The organism is Marinobacter sp. G5_S1_61_S3, assembly GCF_054968585.1.
This window is the reverse complement of the sequence record NZ_JBQKUK010000014.1, coordinates 112,700-132,808: the sequence shown is the minus strand read 5'-3', so window position 1 is coordinate 132,808 and position 20,109 is coordinate 112,700. Positions and strand designations below refer to the sequence as shown.

Genomic DNA, 20,109 nt, shown 5'->3' with positions numbered 1-20,109 from the left:
TGCATGATTTCAGAACACATTACCGCGAGGACTTGCTCCCCGCGGTTTCCCTCAGGCCATCACACCATGGGGGCGGCGTGAGCTTTGCGATCAGCAACGGCGGAGTGCCCGCGGTCCCGACCTTCGAGAATCGACTCGAGCACTTCCCGTGACCGAACAGCGAGTACGGACAACAGCGTGTCGCTCAGGCCGTGCGTGGTCTCGCAGCAGCCCTGGAGATAAATCCGGGCATCGCTGTCCCGCAGGTTGAGACAGTACCGACGGTCAGGCGTGAGGTTTTCCAGGTGGCCACCCAGCCCCGCCAGCAGTTCGTGGTGCTGATTCCGGCGGTAACCGGTGGCCAGGATGACAGCATCAAATCCCAGTTCCTGCTGGCTGTCGGTAGCCAGGTCGTGCAGGGTCAGGCGCAGCTCACCGTCACCCACGTCAACCCGGGCAACATCCCGGCGGGTCAACATTTGGTGTCGCTCCTCTCCCCGCAGCTTCTGGAGATAGAAGATCTGGAAGATGCGCTCGATCAGCTCAAGGTCGACCACCGCGTAGTTGGTGTTGCGGAACTCTTCAAGCAGTTGCAAGCGTCGCGACTCGGGTTGCTGATAGATCTGGTCGATAAACGACGGGTTAAAGATTTCATTGACGAACGGGCTGTCATCCGAGGGCTTCAGAGCGGTTCCACGCAGAATCATGGACGCATCCACCTGGGGGAATCGCTGGGTAAGGTCTTCGAAGATCTCCGCCGCACTCTGGCCGCCCCCGACCACGGCAATCCGCGCCTTGCGACCCTGGTCGGAAAGCAGGGTGTCAATGCGCCCCCGATACTGCGACGAATGCACGATGCGCGGGTCGGTTATTCCTTCAAACGCAGCAGGAACCTGAGGCGCACCGCCCATACCAAGTACCAGGTTACGGGCCCTGCGGCTTTCAAGCTCGCCCCCTGCGGTTCGGGAGAGCACGTCAAACCCGATCAACCGGCCGTCTTTCAGGAAAGGCTCAACACCCTCTACCTCGCGACCGTAGTGCACCTGATCGTCAAAGTGACTGGCAGCCCACTGCAGGTAATCGTTGTATTCCTCCCGCGCGGGGAAGAACGTCTGGATGTTGATGAAATCTTCGAGCCGCCCCTGCTCCTTCAGGTAGTTGATGAAGGTAAAGCGGCTTTGCGGGTTCCGCAGGGTGGCCAGATCCTTGAGAAACGAAATCTGCATGGTGGAGCCGTCAATCAGCATACCTTCATGCCAGTTGAATTCTGGCTTGCGCTCCAGAAAACAGGCATCGGGCGAAGACCCGCCCTCAGCGTACTCCTGTGTCGCTATTGCCAGCGCCAGATTCGACGGGCCAAAACCGACGCCAAGAAAATCATGCATGTGGCTCATCACCGTTCTCCCGTAATAATGGATTGCGAAAACATTGCCTGAAGGCCTGTCGATACTCAGCCAAAAAAGCAAATAATTCTCATTTACATACAGACGAACTGGAACGCCGGATGTTTAGGCCTGGCTGGAAAAAGTCACTCTCCGATCATCTGCAAGGCGTCATGGCGTGACTGCTGGCGATCCTCGGCTGACAACTCGACCAGTCGGCCACTGTCCATCTTCAGCAGCCGGTCCGCGTGGTGGAAATAACGGTCGTCGTGGGTAATGGCGAAAATGGTTTTGCCCTGCGCTTTCATCTCCGGTAGCAGCTCCTGGTAAAACAACCGGCGGAAAACCGGGTCCTGGTCGGCGGCCCATTCATCCAGCAGCAGGATGTCCCGCTTTTCCAGCAAAGCCAGCAACAGCGCCAGCCGCTTTCGCTGCCCCTGGGAAAGCCGGGTATCCTGCAGACGGCTGCCGGCCACCTTCACCTTGTCCTCCATGCGGAGGCGTCCAAGCCAGTAATTCACGTCCGCCGGGTCTGCGTTCTGACCCTGCTGGGCGATGAGCTGGTCAAACAGAAAGAAGTCGGTAAACACGGAACCAAACAGGCGGCGATAGCTGCTCCAATCCTCCGGTCGCAGGGGCTGGCCGTCGATCTGGATCTCGCCCTGGTGCGGCAGATAAAGACCAGACAGCAAACGGGCCAGAGTGGACTTACCGCTGCCATTACCACCGACCAGGAAGAGGGTTTCGCCACGACGGATCGTCAGGGTGACCGGCCCCACGTCGAACCCCTGCTCACCATGCTGGGCCGGATAGCGATACCGCACCGCATGCAACTGCAGTTCCTGCCATTCACCCGTCGGATCACGGCTCATATCCTGGAAGCCGGGCTGATACTCCGCCAGCGCCAGGGTATCGAGCTTGTCGAGCGAGACCCGAGCCGACAGCAACGCGGGCAACGCCGCCACGGCAGAAACCAGAGGGGTACGCATGAAAAGAATGGTCAGGGCATAGGTAGGCGCCACGGAGGCCGCTGCCCACCCCAGGCCATTGACCAGATAGAACACGAGGCCAATGGTGCCGAGCACCATGATGTTGGCCCAGTTGCTGGCGATGCTGTGATAGCGGTCCGCCAGCGTGACATGGCTGCGATAGGTTTCTGCGCTCAGATCAAACTCGTCGTCGTAGTAACGGCGAGCACGGTCACGGTTGAGGCTCAGCTCTTTGCGCCCTTCAATAGCCGCCTCGTAGTCCTGATAAATGCGATCTTCAGATTCGCGAAGCTGCTGGAGATGGTGACTCAGGGCCCTGATCAGCACCCACCCCACACCAATGGTGAACGTCATCCAGAGCAACGTCATGACAAACAGCGGCAGTGACAGGTAGGCCAGGTACGCGAACGCTGCGACACTCAGGCCAAGGCCGTATATCAGCTGAGGCAGATTGACAAATGCCAGGGTGATATTACGGATATCGCTGGACAGACTGGCCAGGATATTCGCCCCACCAATCTCTTCCAGGCGCTCGATTCCGGTATCAAGAACCCGCTTGACCATCGACCGCCGCAATCCGTAGACAAACCGATGACCAAGCGCCGTCAACAATATCTGGGCGTAGGAGGCGATGATCAGCAGTACCACCAGCAGGCCCATAAACTGCCAAAGCAGACCTGCCCCGCCTTCTGTCGCAGACACCAGGCGCTCGTTAATAAACGCCACCACCCCGACACTCAAAAGCGCACTCACAACGCTCAGCAAAAGCGCGACAGTCAGCGCCCCCGGGTTGTGACTAAATACCAGACGGATCAGTCTCATGAACAACAGTCCCCAATTCGCGAATGAGAAAGGCTTGGATTAAAACGGATAGGATTGGTCCAGGCTGCCACGGCAATGAGCCAGCGCATCCTTCAGCATGAAGTTGACCAATGTGGGAGAGACCCCAATGGCGAGAGCCACCTCCCTCTGGGTCAGACCTTCAACTCGGGTAAGCATTAACACCTTCTGTACACGAGCAGGCAGCTCTGCGAGGGAAGACAGCGCATGGTGCAGTGCCCGGGTTCCAGCCAACTGCCGTTCTGGTGAAGCCGAAAGCACACCGGCTTCCTCCTCCACATCGACATCGCAGGCTGCGAAGCGGTTTTCCAGGGCCAGCCGGCGAAGACGATCGATGGCGAGGTTACGCACCACCCGGTGAAGAAAACGGCCTTCGTCCCTGACATTGTCGGCGAATCCCTGGTCCCACACTTTCAGGAACGCATCCTGTACCACATCCTCAGCCTTTGCCCTGCACCCAAGGAGATATTGAGCAGTGTCCACCAGGGGTTTTCGATGCTGCTGGTAGGCCGCTACAAGGCGCCTCTCCCAATTGGGCGCTCCGGTAACATCAACGGATCTTAGGTCGGACAGATTGCGAGCCTGTTGATCCAATTCGTGCCTGAAAGAACTCATAGCAAGCCGTCCCTGGGTAACTGATGAATGACAATCATTTGCATTTAACCATCATTAACATTTGGGATTCAAGGCCTGAAAATGAACAACCGGCAACAATCACGGAATGAGGCGAAAACCATGCTTTACAGCCGACTCGTTTAGATCATTGTTTATATAGATGTTTTCAGGCGATAAATGCCAGAGGCAGGTAAAAAAAGAGTCGCGGTGCAGGCTAGGCTCTTGACAGCCCACACCCCCAACCATAAGATACGCGCCGCTTCCATTGGTGAAGTGACGGCAAGGTAGCTCAGTTGGTTAGAGCACGGCACTCATAATGCCGGGGTCGGCGGTTCGACTCCGCCCCTTGCTACCAGAATTTAAAAGGTCGCGACTCACGTCGTGACCTTTTTTCGTTTCGGGGACGCCCCCGCCCTTCCCGGGAATTGAACGCGGGACGACCCGCCTCCATTGTTCCTGAATTTCCATGAGAACCACTAAAGACAGAATCCGTCAGGCCGTCTCGTTCGAGATCATCGGCCTGCTTATCGCCATCCCATTAGCCGCACTTGTGTTTGGCTTCGAGCTCGACAAAACCAGCGTCCTGGCTGCCATAGGTGCAACCATGGCAACCGGCTGGAACTACCTCTTCAATCTCATGTTCGATCACGGCCTGAAACGGCTTACCGGCTCTACTCGTAAGTCACTGAAGATGCGGTTATTTCATGCGCTCAGCTTTGAACTGGGCCTGATGATAACCTTCCTTCCGGTCATCGCCTGGTGGATGGGCATTGGGCTGGTTGAGGCACTGATCGTCGACATCGCCTTCGTGGTCTTTTATCTGGTGTATGCGTTCGTTTTCACCTGGTGTTACGACACGGTGTTTCCTGATGACGACGCCTGCCTCAGTTGAGATCGTTTCGATACCGGCACCATCGAATGGCCTTGCGCAGCTCTTCCGTCAACTGGCCATTCCCATGCTCATGGGAAACGTATAGGGAAAGGTCTACCCAGGCCGCCCTACGCACAAAATAATCGCCCTCATAATTGTCCATAAACTTGTCCACGAGCACCCAGGGAATGACCACAACATCTGCCCGGCCCAACTTGAGCAGGTAGACTGCCTGGCGCCATTCGGAGACGTGTAGAATCTTTGCGTTTTCGCCTTGAACCAGTTGATCCCCGACGAACTTCCTGACGAACGCGTAGGTGAGGCCAGCCGTCTGGTTGAGGGGAGGCATCTCTTCCAGAAACAGGTAAACGTACTCTGTCTGGAAGAGTCGCCCACCGAAATCAGCGTAGCGGTCCCGTTCAGAGGTCTGGACCAGGGGAAGGCCTACCGCAACACCGCCCTTTCGCAGTTGGTAAAGCAGCTGGGCCAAAGGCATTTCAACGAACTGAAAATCCCCGGGAACCCGTTCGAACACGCACCGATAGAAACCGGAAAAGCGCCCCTCCAACGCTCCCTCCGAAACCGTTATTTCCCGCTCTATCCCAGCAGCAATTCCGACGCGCACTGGTTCCTGCGCGTGCGAAAGATTCAAGGGCATAGCGATCGCGAGGAGGGCGATTAGTAGAGGCTGATAGCGCGCAGACTTCCTGTCCATAAGAGTGACTCGTCAACGGAGATCCATTCACACCGCAAGCTTAGTTCAATTTTTCATCGCGCTCCACGTAATGACAGGCCACCCAGTGCCCGGCCTGGTCTTGCCGTCAAGCACCGGCACTTCCCTGGCCTTCGTCATTGGCTCCGGGAATCGCTGTCGGGTCCATCCACATGGCTTCCCATACGTGCCCGTCCGGGTCGGCGAGATTTCTGTTATACATGAACCCCAGGTCCTGTAACGGGTTGATGTCTGCAACGCCGCCGTTGTCAGCGGCAGCGTTATTCATCGCGTCGACGGCTTCGCGGTTGCTGCAGGAGATGGCCAGCATCACCTCGCTGGAGGTGGTCGGCGGAATTGGGCGGTCAGTAAACGTGCGCCATTTGTCGTGGGTGAGCAACATGACGTGAATGGCCTCGCTCCAGACCATGCATGCGGCAGTATCGTCGGTGAACTGGGGGTTGTTCCTGAAACCAAGCGCCTCGTAGAAGGCCATGGAAGCATTGAGGTCTTTTACCGGCAGGTTTACAAAAATCATTGATGTCATGGTTCACGCTCTCCAGATTGTAGGTGGTAGAAACAGGTTGTTAGTGCCCTGTTACCTTCTTGTCGGTTCACCATTGCGAATTTCGACATCGTTTCCACACTTTATTACGACTCCTGTCGTTCTACGTAGTGACAGGCCACCCAATGCCCTGCCCCGGTTTTGTCTTCCAGTGCCGGCACTTCCCTACTGCAATAGTCCGTCGCCAGCGGGCATCGTGTACGAAACACGCAGCCGCTGGGGGGATTCATCGGCGACGGCAGGTCGCCTTCCAGTTCCGCCGGGGGCTTGGCCCGTTCCCTCTCCGGGTCAGGGATCGGCACCGCGGCCATCAGGGCCTGAGTGTAAGGGTGCCGGGGGTTGACAAACAGTTCAGCACGGGGGGCGTTTTCGGCCACATTGCCCAGGTACAGCACCATCACCCGGTCACTGATGTGTTTGACCACGCTCAGGTCGTGAGCAATGAAGATCAATGACAGGCCCATGTCCCGCTGCAGGTTTTTGAGCAGATTAATCACCTGAGCCTGTACCGACACATCGAGGGCGGAGACGGGCTCGTCGCAGATGATCAGTTTCGGCTCCAGTATCAACGCCCGGGCAATGCCCACCCGCTGGCACTGGCCACCGGAGAATTCGTGGGGGTAACGGTTTTTCTGGTGAGGGTGCAGGCCAACGCGATCCATGATGGCATCCACTTTCTCCCTTAGCTCGGCGCCCTTGATATCCGGGTAGTGGGTACGCAGGGGCTCAGCAATGATGTCGCCGACGGTCATTCGTGGCGACAGAGAGGCAAGCGGGTCCTGGAACACCATCTGCAGGCGTTGGCGACGCTTGCGCAGTTGTTTCAGGTTGAGCCCCCGCAGGTCCTCGCCCAACCACACCACCTTTCCCGCCTGGCTGGGTACCATGCCCATGATGGCCCTTGCCAGGGTGGACTTGCCGCAGCCGGACTCACCCACGATGCCGAGGGTTTCGCCCTCGTTGAGGGTGAAGCTGACGTTGTTCACCGCTTTTAGTGGCTGCGGCCGGGTCCAGGGCCAGGCGTTGCGAGGCATGATGTCGAAGGTGACCCGCAGGTTTTCCACCGTCAGCAGGCGCTGTTGTTCGCTCATCGAATCGCCTCCCTTGGCAGATTGCATACACGAATCCGCTCTGCCCCGAATCGCTCCGGTGGGTCGAGTTCGTGATAGCAGCGCGGCTCCGCCACGGGGCAACGGTCGCAGAATGGACAGCCCGGCGGCAGGTTCATCAGGTTGGGCGGGTTGCCGGGGATGGTGACCAGTTCATCCATCTGCTCATCAATACGCGGAATGGCGCCCATCAGGCCTTTGGTATAGGGATGGGAGGGATCCCGGAACAGGTCCCGGGTGGCAGCAAACTCCATCATCTGGCCGCCGTACATCACCAATGTCTGGTCGCAGCTGCCGGCCACTACGCCCAGGTCGTGGGTGATCAGGATAATCGCGGTATTGAATTCCTGTTGCAGCTCCTGCAACAAGTCCATCACCTGAGCCTGTACCGTAACATCCAGGGCGGTGGTGGGTTCGTCCGCAATCAGCAGGCGCGGCCGGCACAACAGGGACATGGCGATCATGACCCGTTGACGCATACCCCCGGAGAATTCATGGGGGTAACAATGAATTCGGTTGCGGGCCTCGGGGATACGAACCGCTTCCAGCATCTGCAGGGATTCCTGAAGAGCCTGTTTGCGGCTGATGCCTTTGTGTTGCACCAGCACTTCGATGAGCTGGTCGCTGACTTTCATGAACGGGTTCAGGGACGTCATCGGGTCCTGGAAAATCATACCGATGCGGGCCGCACGGATCTGATTCATCCGCTTTTCCGGCAAGTTAAGCAGTGGCTCGCCTTCAAAGATCACCTCGCCATTGACCCGGGCGTTGTCCGGGAGCAGGCCCATCAGCGCAAATACCCCCTGGCTTTTACCCGCGCCGGACTCACCCACGATGCCCAGAGTCTGCCCAGCCTCCAACTGGTAGCTGAGCCCCCTCACTGCCTGCAAGGTGCCATCCGGTGTATCGAAGGCCACTTCGAGATTATTGACTTCCAGCATTGCCATAGATCGAGTTCCTGCCGGCTCAGCGGTCTTTAGGGTCAAGGGCATCCCGCAGCCCGTCGCCGAGAAAATTGAAACAGAACAGGGTGAGCACCAGCATCAGCATCGGGAAAATCAGGGTCCATGGCGCGGTCCACATGGCATCCGCGCCTTCGGAAATCAGCGCACCCCATGACGTGTAGGGTTCCGACACCCCAAGCCCCAGGAACGAGATAAAGGATTCGAACAGGATCATCTCCGGCACCAGCAGGGTTGCATAAACAATCACCACGCCCAGCACATTGGGCACGATGTGGCGGAGCACGATCAGGAAGGGATGCACACCGACGGACATGGCGGCCTCAATGTACTCCTTGCGCTTCAGGCTCAGGGTCTGGCCCCGCACAATCCGGGCCATATTCAGCCAGCTCACCGCGCCGATGGCTACGAAAATGAGCAGTACATTGCGCCCGAACACCGCCATCAGAACGATCACCAGGAACATGAAGGGAAAGGCGCTGAGCACTTCGAGCGTCCGCATCATGATGGCGTCGGTACGGCCACCCACGTAACCGGAAATGGCCCCATAAAGCGTGCCGATGACCACCGCCGTCAGCGCTCCGAGAACGCCGACCATGAGGGAAATACGGCTGCCCTGCACAGTGCGTTGGTAGAGGTCCCGGCCGATGGGATCAAGACCGAAATAGTGCTGGCTCGCCAGGCTGGGCAAGCCATCTTCATCCAGGTTTGGCAAACTGGCCCAGTCGATGGACTCGTTATCCCAGGGTGACAGGTACTGGCCGAAGGCCGCGAACAACAGCAACAGTGCCAGCACGACCAGGCTAGCCACCGCCGCACGGTGGTTCATAAAACGCCGTCGCGCGTCACGCCACAGGCTGCGGCCTTCGGTGTAGGCGTCTTCCGCAAGGGTGTCCGCCAGTTCGCCCATGCCCGCATGTTTGTCGGAGAAAAACATCAGTAACGCACCCTCGGGTCCAGCCAGGTATAGAGAATATCCACCGCCGCGTTAAAGACGATGGTCAGTACGCCCACCAGAATGGTGACCCCGAGAATCAGTGAGTAGTCCCGGTTGATGGCACCGTTGACGAAGTGCTGGCCAATGCCGCCCGTGGAAAATACCTGATCAATGATCACCGAACCGGTGATGATGCCCACGAAAGCCGGCCCAAGGTACGACACCACCGGAATCAACGCGGGCTTGAGGGCATGGCGCAATACGATCTTGTGGCGGGGAATGCCCTTGGCTCGGGCGGTGCGGATGAACGGACTGCGCATGGTCTCTATCATGCTGCTACGGGTAATCCGCGCCACCTGCGCAATGTAGGACGTCGCCATGGCGATGATCGGCATCACGATGTATTCCACCTGACCGCCTTCCCAGCCGCCGGCAGGCAACCAGCGCAACGTGACGGCAAACAGCAGCACCAGCAACGGCGCCATCACGAAATTGGGGAACACCACCCCGGTCATGGCGGCGGTCATCACCGTATAGTCCGGCCAACGGTTCTGTTTCAGGGCCGCAACCACCCCCAGCCCCACCCCGAACACAACCACGAACAGGAAAGACCAGGCACCGATGTAGGCGGACCGGGGAAAGCTGGATTCGATCAGCTCATTGACCGTGAAGTCCTTATAACGAAACGAGGGCCCCAGGTCGCCCTGGGCGACGTTGCCCACGTAAATGAGGTACTGCTGCCACAGGGGCTTATCCAGGTTGTATTTGGCCTCGATGTTTTCCATCACCGCTTCCGGCACATTACGCTCGTTGGTAAACGGGCCGCCAGGTGCCGCGTGCATCAGCACGAACGAGACAGTGATCAACGCCAGAATGGTTGGTACCGCTACCGCCAGACGCCTGATGATAAAACTGAACATGGCTTCCCTCAGTCCGCAGTGATGTACATATCCTTGCTGTAAACAATGTTACGGGGATTCTTCTCCGGATAGCCCTTCAGGGACGGGCTCACCAGCGCCACCGTGGTGTTGAAGTACACCGGCACCACCGGAAACGCCTGCCACAGGATCTCCTCGGCCCTGACATAGTAGGGATTAGGGTCGTCGCTGGAACGGGCATCCAGCAGCAACTGGTCGTATGTTTCATTGCTCCAGCCGCCGTCGTTATTACCGCTGTCGCTGGTTAGCAGGGTCAGGAAGGTGGAGGCTTCGTTGTAATCCCCTTTCCAGCCAAACCGGGCGATACCATAGTTGCCAGCCTGCTTCTCGGAGAGGAAGGTTTTCCACTCCAGATTGCTGATGGTGACCTTTGCCCCCAGCTTCTCTTTCCACATCTGGCTGACCACGATGGCCAGCGCCTTGTGGCTCTCGTCGGTGTTGTAGAGCAGTTCGAATTCCAGTGGGTTGTCTTCATTGTAGCCGGCTTCCTCAAGGGCTTCGCGCGCCTCTTCGTCGCGGCGGGTCTGGGACCAGGTAGCGTACTCCGGCTGCCGGAAGTCGAAACCGCTGACGTAGGGCGGTGTCAGTGTGAATGCCGGCATCTGGTTGCCCCGGGTGATGTAGCTGACGATGATATTGCGGTCAATGGCGTAGGTCAGCGCCCGACGCACTCTCACGTCGTCAAAGGGCGGCCTGTTGACGTTGAACGCATACATGTACGTGGCCATGCTGGGTACCATCACCAACTCTTTGGGCCGCTCTTTTTTCAACCGGGCCATCTGGGACACCGGCACCGTGGAGGTCATGTGCAGCTCGCCACTGGCGTAGCGCTGAAGCTCGGCGGACGAAGATTCGATCGGCAGGTAAACCACCCGGTCGATGATGGTGCTGTCATCCCCCCAGTAGCGGGGATTGCGAGCCGCCACCAGCTTCTCGCCGATATGCCAGGCGTTCAACGTATAGGCTCCGTTGGAAACCATCTTGCCAGGCCTGGTCCAGTCCTCGCCGTGGGCCTCGATGGCCTGCCGGGGGGCAGGAAACATCGTGTAGTGGACGGTCATATCCGGAAGGTAGGTGATCGGCTCGTCCAGGGTCACCTCGAAGGTGAAGTCGTCGACAGCGCGCACACCCAGCGTATCCGGTGCCTTTTCCCCTACGATGATCTCGCCGGCATTGGCCACCCCGGCAGACTCGATGTAATACGCATAGTTTGAGCCTACCTCCGGGTCGACCGCCCGGCGCCATCCATACACGAAATCCTGGGCGGTAACGCGACTGCCATCGCTCCAGCGGCCGTCTTCACGGAGCTGGAATGTCCAGGTCAGGTTATTGTTCGAGGAGGCCCAGGACGTCGCCATCGCCGGTTCGGTATCCCCTTTGGGGCCGCTGCGGGTCAACCCCTCAAACAGGTCAACCACGATGGCGCCACCCACGCTGTCCTGGACCAGTTGGGGGTCCAGGGAAGCAGGTTCACTGGCATTGCCACGAACAAGCACCTGCCTTTCGGCCAGCCTCTCACCGGTTTCCGGATGTTCCAGCAGACGGCTTTTCGGAGCGTTTACATCAGCGCCGGCTGGGGCCCGCCCACCGTCATCTTCCGGATAATCATCACTGCAAGCGATCAGAAACAGGGAAAGCAGGACGGCCAAGGCGGCCCTCGTCTTCAAGCCATGGATGGGCCTCGTTTTCCGGCTGGTGATGCCTGTTGTTATTTGCAGGTTTGTGGCTGTCATATCTGTTCGAACCTAGCGCGGAAACACGGAAGTCACAAGCCGATGAGGGTCAACATGAAACAATGCTCACGTTCCTGTGCCTGTGGCATACTCAATCGGGATGTTCGACCTCAACAACAACGCTTGATAAAAGGGATGCTCAACCATGAAACCGGAAACTCTCGCCCTTCACGCTGGCTTCAACGGCGATCCGACAACCAACGCCGCGACCACGCCCATCTACCAGACCACCTCCTACACGTTCGACGACACCCAACACGGTGCGGACCTGTTTGACCTGAAGGTACAGGGCAACATCTACACGCGCATCATGAACCCCACCAACGCCGTACTGGAGGAACGTATGGCGCAGCTTGAAGGTGGTGTGGGTGCGCTCGCAGTAGCCTCGGGCATGGCGGCCATCCTTTACTCGCTCCAGACCATCTGCAAAGTGGGGAATAACATTGTCAGCACCGGCCAGCTCTATGGCGGCACCTACAATCTGTTCGCCCACTCGCTGCCGAACCAGGGCATCAACTGCCGCATGGTACGACACGATGATTTTGACGCGGTGGAGAAAGCCATTGATGACAATACCCGCGCCCTGTTCTGCGAATCCATTGGCAACCCGGCCGGCAATGTGGTTGATATCCAGCGCTGGGCGGACATTGCCCACAAACACGGCATACCGCTGATCGTCGACAACACCGTGGCAACGCCTTTCCTGTGCCGGCCCTTCGAACACGGTGCAGACATCGTGGTGCACTCGCTGACCAAATACATCGGCGGCCACGGCACCACCGTAGCGGGTGTGGTGGTCGACTCAGGGAAGTTCGACTGGGCCGCCAACAAGGCGAAGTTCCCTATGCTCAACGAGCCGGACCCGTCCTACCACGGCGTGGTCTATACCGAAGCCCTTGGCGCAGCGGCTTTCATCGGGCGCTGCCGCGTGGTTCCCCTGCGCAATACCGGCGCCGCTCTGGCTCCGTTCAATGCCTTTTTGATCATGCAGGGCCTTGAAACACTCGGCCTGCGCATGGAAAGACACTGTGAAAACGCCGAAAAAGTAGCCAATTTCCTGAAAAACCATCCGTCGGTGGAATGGGTAAACTATGCCACCCTGGACGACAGCCCCTACAAAGCCACCTGCGACAAAATCTGCGGCGGCCGTGCGTCAGGCATTCTCAGTTTCGGCATCACCGGCGGGCTTGAGAATGGCGCAAAATTCATCGATGCCCTGCAACTGATCTACCGCCTGGTCAACATTGGTGATGCCAAATCCCTGGCCTGTCACCCCGCCACAACGACACACCGGCAGCTCAATCCGGAGGAACTGGCAAGTGCGGGCGTCAGTGAGGATCTGGTGCGCCTGTCCATTGGCATCGAACACGTGGATGACATCATTGCCGATATCAGCCAGGCGCTGGACAAAGCAACCGCCTGATGTAATTGCCGGGTACGACGAAAGTCGTGCCCGGAACCCCCGTGATTGTCCGTACCTGCCTTGTATCCTCCGCCGGCGCAGATTACCCTTTAGGGTCAGCCAAGCCTTTTATCCGCCGCCGAGAAGAGAGTCCCCCAGTAATGAGCGACAGTGCCAAATCACGCGTCACCAGTGGTTCAAAGTTCCGCAACGAACATGGATTCTCAGCGATCAAGGATGGCATCAAGCGCTCGGGCTCGGGCATCATCGACACCAAAACCCAGCGTAAACCGTCCTGGCTGCGTGCACGCATGCCCGGTGGCGAGCGCTATGAAGCGGTGCGCAAGAACGTCAGCGAACACCGGCTGAGCACGGTCTGCCAGGAATCCCATTGCCCGAACATCGGCGAATGCTGGGCCAACGGTACCGCCACCATTATGGTGATGGGCTCCGTGTGCACCCGCGCCTGCCGCTTCTGCGCCGTTGATACCGGCAATCCCAAAGGCTGGCTTGACCATGAGGAACCGGAAAATACCGCGAAATCCGTTGAACTCATGGGCCTGCGCTATATCGTACTAACCTCCGTAGACCGGGACGATCTGGACGACGGCGGCGCCGCTCACTACGCAGCCTGCGTGGCCGCCATCAAGCAGTGCACTCCCCATGTCGCAGTGGAAGCCCTGACACCTGACTTTGACGCCGTCATGGCGCACGTTGAGAAGGTCGTGGACTCCGGCCTGGACGTTTTCGCACAGAACGTGGAAACCGTGAAGCGCCTGACCACCCGCGTGCGGGACCCCCGCGCCGGCTACGAGAAAACCCTCAGCGTACTGGCGCACGCCAAGCAATACCGTCCGGACGTGCTCACCAAGACCAGCCTGATGCTGGGCCTCGGTGAAACCGAAGAGGAAATCCTCGAAACCATGGACGACCTGCGGGCTATCGGCGTCGACATACTGACCCTGGGCCAGTATCTGCGCCCCACTCAGAACCACCTGCCGGTAGAACAGTACGTGACCCCGGAAGACTTTAACCGTTACCGGGAGATTGGCCTGGAGAAAGGCTTTATGGAAGTGCCGTCGGGCCCCATGGTGCGCTCCAGCTACCGTGCCGATCGTGTGTTCGAAAAGAATAACCTGGGCCTTGCGGTGCCAGACGTACCTGCTTCCTCCAACGCACAGCAGATTCCGGTCAAAGCGGTAGACTGACCCCTGCTCGATTCCCTGGAGTAGGCCCCAAACAGGGTCACCGTCGACGGACAGTTTGTGGCACACTCTGCACTCGCTTTCACTGTGTAGGGTAATTCTTACGATGTCCTGGCTTCGATCTTTCTATGACCGGCTGATTTTCCCCCGTCCTGTTCTGGTACTTCTGCTGTTTGGCGCCCTGCTGTTGATCGCCAGCCTGCGGCTGGACCAGTTCCGGCTGGATGCGTCCGCCGAGTCCCTGGTTCTTGAGGATGATCGCTCCCTGGAGCAGTACCGGGAAGTGAATCGCCGCTTCACCACCTCTGACGATTTTCTCGTTGTCACCTACACGCCGGACCAGGAATTGTTCAGCAACGAGGGCCTGGCGTTGCTGGCGTCGTTGCGAGATGAGCTCGCAGCCCTGGAGAATGTCAGCTCCACCAACAGCATCCTCAACGTCCCCCTGCTCCACAGCCCGGACCTGACCCTGGACACCGTCGACTCAGAAATCCAGACCATTGACGAGGATGACGTTGCGCCGGACACCGCCAAAAAAGCGCTACTCAACAATCCGCTCTACCCGAACCTGCTGATCAGCGAAGACGCGCGCACCACTGCGATACAGGTGAACCTGCCCACTCCCGAGCGCTATTTTGAACTGCTCCGGGAGCGCAACGAGCTGCGGGATAAAGTGCAGAGCGGCCAAGCCTCGGCAGAAGAACAGCAAAGACTGGAAACCGTCAGCCAGGCATTCATCGAGTTCACCGAGGCCCAGGGCGAGGAAAGGGACCGCACCATCAAACGGGTCAGGGACATCCTCGACAGCTACCGTGACCGCGCCGAGATCTACCTGGGCGGCGTACCCATGATTGTTGCCGACATGATCCGTTTCATCCAGAACGACCTGTCCACCTTCGGTGTTGGTGTGCTGATCTTCCTGCTGTTGACCCTGGCAATCATTTTCCGCCAGTGGCGCTGGGTGCTGGTACCACTGTTGTGCTGCAGCTTTACGGTGTGGCTGGTGATCGGCTATCTGAGCTGGGCGCAATGGCCAGTCACGGTGATCTCATCCAATTTCGTGTCGTTGCTGCTGATCATGACCCTCTCGCTGACCATCCACCTGATCGTTCGCTATCGGGAGTTCCAGCACGACGACCCTGAAGCCGAATCACGGGATACGCTGCGGCACACCTTGCTGGCGATGATCAAACCCTGCTTCTACATGGCCATCACCACCATTGTTGCTTTCGGCTCGCTTACCTTCAGCGGTATCCGCCCGGTGATCGATTTTGGCTGGATGATGACCATCGGCCTGACCGTGGCCTTCCTCATCACATTTATCATCTTCCCGGCCCTGCTGGCACTGCTGCCACCGCCGGTGGACGACCGGGTTCGCTCCAACCGAATTCCCTTTACCGATTGGTTTGCGCGGTTTACCGAGCACTACGGCAAAACCGTACTAGTCGGCTCCGCCATCCTCGCGGTGCTCTGCGTCATCGGCCTAAACCGCCTGACGGTGGAAAACAGCTTCATCGACTACTTCAAGTCCAGCACCGAAATCCACCAGGGCATGATCACCATTGATGAGCGTCTGGGAGGCACGACCCCACTGGATGTGGTAATCACAGACGAGAAACCACCCGAAAGCGAAGCCGGCGGCGACCCCTTTGCCAGTGATTGCGATCCGTTTGTGGAGGACTGCGAGGGTGCCGAGGAATACCGGGACACCTGGTTCACCTATCAGAAGATGGACCGCCTGGGTAAGGTTCACGACTACCTGGACAGCCTGCCAGAGACCGGCAAGGTCATGTCCATCGACACCACCCTGGACATCCTTGCCCAGGTTAACGGTGGCGAGGCCCTGAATGCCCTGGAACTGGCGTTCGTCCCCTCGGCGGTGCCGGACGGTCTGAAGGACATTCTTCTGACCCCCTACATCAGCGAAGAGCATGACCAGGCCCGCTTCAGTATCCGCATTCTGGAGACTTCCCCTGACCTGCGCCGGCAGGCATTGCTGGACCGCATACGCACTCACCTCACCGAAGAAATGGGCTTTGAGGACGATCAGGTGAAGCTTACGGGCATGACGGTGATGTACAACAACATGCTGCAAAGCCTGTTCGATTCGCAGATCAAGACCATCGGCATTGTCTTCCTGGCCATCATGGTGATGTTCCTGATCCTGTTCCGGTCGATAAAGCTGGCGCTGATCGGCATGGCCCCGAACCTGATCGCGGCGGGTTCGGTGCTGGGCCTGATGGGGTGGCTGGGCATTCCGCTGGATATGATGACGATTACGGTGGCGGCCATCACGGTGGGGATCGCAGTGGACGATACCATTCACTACATCCACCGTTTCAAGACGGAATTCGAGAAAGACGGCGACTACCTCGCCACCATGCACCGCTGCCACCGCAGTATCGGGCAGGCGATGTTCTTTACCTCGCTGACGATTATCACCGGGTTTTCGATCCTGGTGCTGTCGAATTTCATCCCGACCATCTACTTCGGGTTGTTCACCGGCTTTGCCATGTTTATGGCTCTGGTGGGGGCGCTTACGTTGTTGCCTCGGCTTATTGTGCTGGTTAAGCCGTTCGGGGCTGAATTGTGAGTAACACTCTCCTAGCCTTCACAATTTGGTGATTGTCGCACCGATGTAGGCCCGCCCCGCCGCGACCTGACTCCCAACCAGCAGGCTACAGTCACAAAAAAACCGCCCAAGCCAGAGGCAAAGGCGGTTTTTTCGGGCTCCGGGGGTTAACCCGGAAAACAGATGTTTACTGCATACCCTGCTGCATCTGACGCTGCTGTTGCATCTGCTGCTGCATTTGCTGCATGCGCTTGTTCAACTCGTCACGCTGCTCCTGAGTGAACACAGCATCCACCTTGGCCTGCATCAGAGTAGACATTGCTGTCATCTCGCCAGTTACATCACCCAGCTTCTCGGCGTTGTCACGAATCGCGTCTTCGTCGTAATCCGGCTTGATCTGAGCCTGGATCTGCTGCTGCAGTTGCTGGGCTTCGCCCTGAAGCTCCTGAATCTCAGCCTGCATCTCTTCAATGATGCCGCGAATTTCTTTCTGCTGGTCTTCACTCAAGCCAACCATCTGAGCCAGCTGATCAACCTGGTCCGGCTGCCCGCCAGATTGCTGCGCCATCGCCGGAGAAGACAGCCCGATAGCAATCAGGGCAATTCCGAACAGTTTCACGAGCTTCATAGAAATCTCCAATAATCGATTATTTAAGTCGCTTTGGGTTTTCGAGCCCTACACCCTAAATCAAAACAACCGGGTATTTCACCCCGAACCCCCTTCTTTTTGTACATACTTCACACCCTCACATGCCTCAGCTCCCACCATGGGCGGGTTGAGAGAAATGTGAAAATTTAGTCATTCCCGTCCATAATGGCGCCGTTCAGCCACTTCAGGAGTATCAACCATGGCCATTAACTGGTTTCCAGGGCACATGCACAAGGCCCGCAAGGAAATCAAAAAGGTAATGCCCCAGATGGATCTCATTATCGAGGTCGTGGACGCGCGCCTGCCGTTCAGCAGCGAAAATCCGCTGGTCCCTGCCCTGCGCGGCGATACGCCCGTCATCAAGGTGCTTAACAAGCGAGACCTGGCTGACCCGGCCATTACCGAACAATGGCTCGGCTGGCTGGAAAAGGAACGTGGCGTTCGGGCCATCACCATGACCCACAACCAGCGCGCGGAAGCCCTCGACATCCTGCGACTGGCCGGTGAAATGACGCCGGATCATGATCGCCAGAAACGGGCGCTGCGGGTGATGATCCTGGGCATCCCCAATGTCGGGAAGTCCACGCTGATCAATACCATGGCGGGCCGGCCGGCGGCCAAGACTGGAAATGAGCCCGCAGTGACCCGGGCGCAGCAGGCCATCAAACTGCCAGACAACGTTCTGCTCTATGACACACCGGGGTTTCTCTGGCCCAAGCTGTCTCCGGAAGCCTGCGGATACCGCCTGGCTATTAGTGGCGCCATTCGCAGTGCGGTGATTGAGTTTGAGGACGTGGCGTTATTCGAGGCGGATTACCTGCTGGACGCGTATCCCGAACTGGCAATGGCGCGCTACGGGTTTGAAGAAAGGCCCCGGGACGGCCTGGCACTGATGGACGGCATCGCGGAAAAACGACGGTTCCTGGGGAGAGGTGGGGTTCCGGACCTGCACAAGGTGTCGGAAATACTGCTTAACGAATTCCGCTCCGGGAAGCTCGGGCGAATTTCGCTGGAGACGCCCGCCATGGTCGAGCAGGAAGCCCGGGAAGAGGCTGAACGTCAACGCGAGAAATCCGACAAAGCCTGATCATCGAGACCACAACGGCATACGTTGAACCATCCCGCCGCCACATAGGCGGACGGCAGTGCGTCGAACATATCACGTGCCGTGCGAACCAGATGGGGCTGGTCGTAGAACCCGGCCTCTGTCGCCAACCGGGAGACGGATATACCCGGTTTCCAGAACGCCAATGCCCGGTTGATCTTCAGGTGCAGGAGAAAGCGGCGCAGCGGCACGCCCGTTTCCTGGCGAAACAGATGCGTCAGCCGTGACGAGGACAGCCCGACACTTTGAGCCAGAGAGTTCAGTTCCAGGCGTTCCGGCAGTTCTGCCCTCAGCTTCCCGCAAATGCCCGCTATACGGTCGTCCAGCGCAACGGGCGCGTGCCCGCTCTGAGAGATCACGCTTGCCAGCGCGCAAGCCATGGCCTCGCAGTCTGTCTCCCCGGGATCAGGCAGACCCACACCGGTCAACGAAAGATCCGTGGAGGCCATGCCTGCCGTAACGGGTTTCAGGGACCGCCAGTAAACGCTGTCGGGGTCGAGCTGGACGCTCCAGATTCTGGCCTCCCCAGGCTCCAGTGCCTGGGGAACGTCAGGGGCTACGATGGCGGCGCGGGTTTCCCGCCATTCACCGTCCACAGCCAGCCGAAAGGGACTGTCGAGCCCGACCAGCAAGGAAGCGCTTATGTGGCGGTGTGAGCGGTTGGGCATCAACTGTCCGAGTACCTGCCAGTGATCCTGCCACAAAAACAAGGTGCCCTTGTGGCCCTGACCGCTCGTTGGCGTTTTGAAGGGCGGTGCCTGCATGGTGTCACTCAACTCTGCATTTCCCTGCAAGCATACCTCAAGCAGCCTTGGTTCAGTGACTCTGAGGCTGGCGCCCACCGTCATGGCCACCCTGGGCATAAGGTACCGGTATGCCCAGCTTCGCCGCAAACTCGATGCTAACGAAGATCGGCCCGATCAGCAGGAACACAAGGTCTTCCACGAACGACGGCTTCTTGCCTTCAATTTTATGGCCGACCACCTGGACCGCCCAGGCAACGATCCAGACCACAAGACTGGTCCAGAACAGGGACAGACCACTGGCCAGCACACTCTGTATGGCCCACAAAGACAGTACAAACCAGCCCGCCATCAATACGAACACCCAAAGCGACAAACGCAGATAGACGATACCCGACAAGCCCGCGAGAATCGTGGCGCCGTTGACCCAATAGGCCCCAGAGCCAGAAAGGCCAAGCCAACTGCCTACCGGTATCAGCCAGAACAATCCCAGTGTTGATATCAGGATTGCCGGAACGCAGGCAATATGGACCCACTGGTTGACGGTGTTCTGATGGCTGTCGCCGTAGTCATGCAGAAATTGAGACAGTGAACGCACGGTGAATCTCCCTCGGGTTATTGTTGATAAACGCCATCTTACCAACGTCCATGATCGCCGCCTTGTACGTAACGGCTATGCCAGCTCGCCTGGCCTCTTCTTGCACCTTACCAAGGTCAAATATCGCCGCAGCGCCAAAGCGCCTAGACTGATGGTTATAGTCAGAGACAGAGGGGACCGGCCCGGTTCGCGGTGCAGGCCCT

Annotated in this window: 18 protein-coding genes and 1 tRNA gene; 6 read left to right on the top strand and 13 right to left on the bottom strand. The window is 58.3% G+C overall.

The genetic code is table 11. The features are described 5' to 3' along the window. Nucleotides 1–59: 59 nt before the first annotated feature. From ACTRWH_RS15125 to ACTRWH_RS15115, 3 genes are all read right to left on the bottom strand, one after another. On the bottom strand, nt 60–1,373 hold the full coding sequence (locus ACTRWH_RS15125; RefSeq protein WP_085681522.1) for a lysine N(6)-hydroxylase/L-ornithine N(5)-oxygenase family protein: 1,314 nt from the start codon (nt 1,371–1,373) through the stop codon (nt 60–62). A gap of 134 nt (nt 1,374–1,507) precedes the next feature. Beyond that, nucleotides 1,508–3,172, bottom strand: a complete 1,665-nt coding sequence (locus tag ACTRWH_RS15120) for a multidrug ABC transporter permease/ATP-binding protein (protein ID WP_085681523.1) — start codon at nt 3,170–3,172, stop codon at nt 1,508–1,510. 39 nt (nt 3,173–3,211) lie between these two features. Further along, a complete protein-coding gene (locus ACTRWH_RS15115; RefSeq protein ID WP_085681524.1) occupies nt 3,212–3,805 on the bottom strand; it encodes a sigma-70 family RNA polymerase sigma factor in 594 nt (197 codons plus the stop codon). A gap of 278 nt (nt 3,806–4,083) precedes the next feature. Here ACTRWH_RS15115 and ACTRWH_RS15110 point away from each other — a divergent pair. Beyond that, nucleotides 4,084–4,160: transfer RNA gene (locus ACTRWH_RS15110), tRNA-Met, on the top strand. Between the two features lie 111 nt (nt 4,161–4,271). Continuing rightward, a complete protein-coding gene (locus ACTRWH_RS15105) occupies nt 4,272–4,697 on the top strand; it encodes a PACE efflux transporter (RefSeq protein WP_462826551.1) in 426 nt (141 codons plus the stop codon). Here the strand turns inward: ACTRWH_RS15105 and ACTRWH_RS15100 are convergent. From ACTRWH_RS15100 to ACTRWH_RS15070, 7 genes are all read right to left on the bottom strand, one after another. Next, nucleotides 4,690–5,301: a type 2 periplasmic-binding domain-containing protein gene (locus tag ACTRWH_RS15100; RefSeq protein WP_227517789.1), complete on the bottom strand. Its 612-nt coding sequence runs from the start codon at nt 5,299–5,301 to the stop codon at nt 4,690–4,692. The genes ACTRWH_RS15105 and ACTRWH_RS15100 overlap by 8 nt on opposite strands. A 196-nt stretch (nt 5,302–5,497) precedes the next feature. Next, nucleotides 5,498–5,935 (bottom strand): VOC family protein, encoded by a 438-nt coding sequence (locus ACTRWH_RS15095; RefSeq protein ID WP_075194957.1) that lies wholly within the window; start codon nt 5,933–5,935, stop codon nt 5,498–5,500. 104 nt (nt 5,936–6,039) lie between these two features. Continuing rightward, nucleotides 6,040–7,044 carry an oligopeptide/dipeptide ABC transporter ATP-binding protein gene (locus ACTRWH_RS15090; protein ID WP_462826550.1) on the bottom strand — a complete coding sequence of 335 codons (1,005 nt, stop codon included), beginning with the start codon at nt 7,042–7,044 and terminating at the stop codon, nt 6,040–6,042. Further along, nucleotides 7,041–8,009, bottom strand: a complete 969-nt coding sequence (locus ACTRWH_RS15085) for an oligopeptide/dipeptide ABC transporter ATP-binding protein (protein ID WP_036203948.1) — start codon at nt 8,007–8,009, stop codon at nt 7,041–7,043. The genes ACTRWH_RS15090 and ACTRWH_RS15085 overlap by 4 nt, the downstream gene beginning before the upstream one ends. A gap of 19 nt (nt 8,010–8,028) precedes the next feature. After that, nucleotides 8,029–8,961, bottom strand: coding sequence for an oligopeptide ABC transporter permease OppC (gene oppC / locus ACTRWH_RS15080; RefSeq protein WP_087148987.1), 933 nt, complete (start codon nt 8,959–8,961; stop codon nt 8,029–8,031). Beyond that, a complete protein-coding gene (oppB, locus tag ACTRWH_RS15075; protein WP_085681526.1) occupies nt 8,961–9,881 on the bottom strand; it encodes an oligopeptide ABC transporter permease OppB in 921 nt (306 codons plus the stop codon). Before oppB ends, oppC begins: the two co-directional genes overlap by 1 nt. 8 nt (nt 9,882–9,889) lie before the next feature. Then, nucleotides 9,890–11,632 carry a peptide ABC transporter substrate-binding protein gene (locus ACTRWH_RS15070; RefSeq protein WP_085681527.1) on the bottom strand — a complete coding sequence of 581 codons (1,743 nt, stop codon included), beginning with the start codon at nt 11,630–11,632 and terminating at the stop codon, nt 9,890–9,892. 145 nt (nt 11,633–11,777) lie between these two features. On the opposite strand from ACTRWH_RS15070, the gene ACTRWH_RS15065 reads away from it, so the two are divergent. The 3 genes from ACTRWH_RS15065 to ACTRWH_RS15055 all read left to right on the top strand — a co-directional run bounded on the left by ACTRWH_RS15065 (nt 11,778) and on the right by ACTRWH_RS15055 (nt 16,832). Further along, a complete protein-coding gene (locus ACTRWH_RS15065; protein ID WP_085681528.1) occupies nt 11,778–13,055 on the top strand; it encodes an O-acetylhomoserine aminocarboxypropyltransferase/cysteine synthase family protein in 1,278 nt (425 codons plus the stop codon). A 140-nt stretch (nt 13,056–13,195) separates the two neighbouring features. Further along, nucleotides 13,196–14,242: a lipoyl synthase gene (gene lipA / locus ACTRWH_RS15060; protein ID WP_228210440.1), complete on the top strand. Its 1,047-nt coding sequence runs from the start codon at nt 13,196–13,198 to the stop codon at nt 14,240–14,242. Between the two features lie 103 nt (nt 14,243–14,345). After that, the gene (locus ACTRWH_RS15055) at nt 14,346–16,832 is read left to right on the top strand and encodes an MMPL family transporter (RefSeq protein WP_462826549.1); all 2,487 of its coding nucleotides are present in this window, start codon (nt 14,346–14,348) and stop codon (nt 16,830–16,832) included. 166 nt (nt 16,833–16,998) lie between these two features. On the opposite strand, the gene ACTRWH_RS15050 is transcribed toward ACTRWH_RS15055, so the two are convergent. After that, nucleotides 16,999–17,439, bottom strand: a complete 441-nt coding sequence (locus ACTRWH_RS15050) for a Spy/CpxP family protein refolding chaperone (protein ID WP_036203929.1) — start codon at nt 17,437–17,439, stop codon at nt 16,999–17,001. Nucleotides 17,440–17,659: 220 nt separating this feature from the next. On the opposite strand from ACTRWH_RS15050, the gene ylqF reads away from it, so the two are divergent. Continuing rightward, complete coding sequence (ylqF, locus tag ACTRWH_RS15045; protein WP_041333456.1) at nt 17,660–18,547, top strand: ribosome biogenesis GTPase YlqF; 888 nt, start codon at nt 17,660–17,662, stop codon at nt 18,545–18,547. Here ylqF and ACTRWH_RS15040 read toward each other — a convergent pair. Together ACTRWH_RS15040 and ACTRWH_RS15035 are read right to left on the bottom strand one after the other, a co-directional pair. Further along, complete coding sequence (locus ACTRWH_RS15040; protein ID WP_227664938.1) at nt 18,520–19,341, bottom strand: helix-turn-helix transcriptional regulator; 822 nt, start codon at nt 19,339–19,341, stop codon at nt 18,520–18,522. The genes ylqF and ACTRWH_RS15040 overlap by 28 nt on opposite strands. Nucleotides 19,342–19,381: 40 nt before the next feature. Continuing rightward, complete coding sequence (locus ACTRWH_RS15035; protein WP_091644382.1) at nt 19,382–19,906, bottom strand: Mpo1 family 2-hydroxy fatty acid dioxygenase; 525 nt, start codon at nt 19,904–19,906, stop codon at nt 19,382–19,384. Nucleotides 19,907–20,109 lie beyond the last annotated feature (203 nt).

Coding starts and splice junctions, on each gene's coding strand:
- ACTRWH_RS15125 (WP_085681522.1), bottom strand. CDS start 1,373: ATGAGCCACATGCATGATTTTCTTGGCGTCGGTTTTGGCCCGTCGAAT.
- ACTRWH_RS15120 (WP_085681523.1), bottom strand. CDS start 3,172: ATGAGACTGATCCGTCTGGTATTTAGTCACAACCCGGGGGCGCTGACT.
- ACTRWH_RS15115 (WP_085681524.1), bottom strand. CDS start 3,805: ATGAGTTCTTTCAGGCACGAATTGGATCAACAGGCTCGCAATCTGTCC.
- ACTRWH_RS15105 (WP_462826551.1), top strand. CDS start 4,272: ATGAGAACCACTAAAGACAGAATCCGTCAGGCCGTCTCGTTCGAGATC.
- ACTRWH_RS15095 (WP_075194957.1), bottom strand. CDS start 5,935: ATGACATCAATGATTTTTGTAAACCTGCCGGTAAAAGACCTCAATGCT.
- ACTRWH_RS15090 (WP_462826550.1), bottom strand. CDS start 7,044: ATGAGCGAACAACAGCGCCTGCTGACGGTGGAAAACCTGCGGGTCACC.
- ACTRWH_RS15085 (WP_036203948.1), bottom strand. CDS start 8,009: ATGGCAATGCTGGAAGTCAATAATCTCGAAGTGGCCTTCGATACACCG.
- oppC (WP_087148987.1), bottom strand. CDS start 8,961: ATGTTTTTCTCCGACAAACATGCGGGCATGGGCGAACTGGCGGACACC.
- oppB (WP_085681526.1), bottom strand. CDS start 9,881: ATGTTCAGTTTTATCATCAGGCGTCTGGCGGTAGCGGTACCAACCATT.
- ACTRWH_RS15070 (WP_085681527.1), bottom strand. CDS start 11,632: ATGACAGCCACAAACCTGCAAATAACAACAGGCATCACCAGCCGGAAA.
- ACTRWH_RS15065 (WP_085681528.1), top strand. CDS start 11,778: ATGAAACCGGAAACTCTCGCCCTTCACGCTGGCTTCAACGGCGATCCG.
- lipA (WP_228210440.1), top strand. CDS start 13,196: ATGAGCGACAGTGCCAAATCACGCGTCACCAGTGGTTCAAAGTTCCGC.
- ACTRWH_RS15055 (WP_462826549.1), top strand. CDS start 14,346: ATGTCCTGGCTTCGATCTTTCTATGACCGGCTGATTTTCCCCCGTCCT.
- ACTRWH_RS15050 (WP_036203929.1), bottom strand. CDS start 17,439: ATGAAGCTCGTGAAACTGTTCGGAATTGCCCTGATTGCTATCGGGCTG.
- ylqF (WP_041333456.1), top strand. CDS start 17,660: ATGGCCATTAACTGGTTTCCAGGGCACATGCACAAGGCCCGCAAGGAA.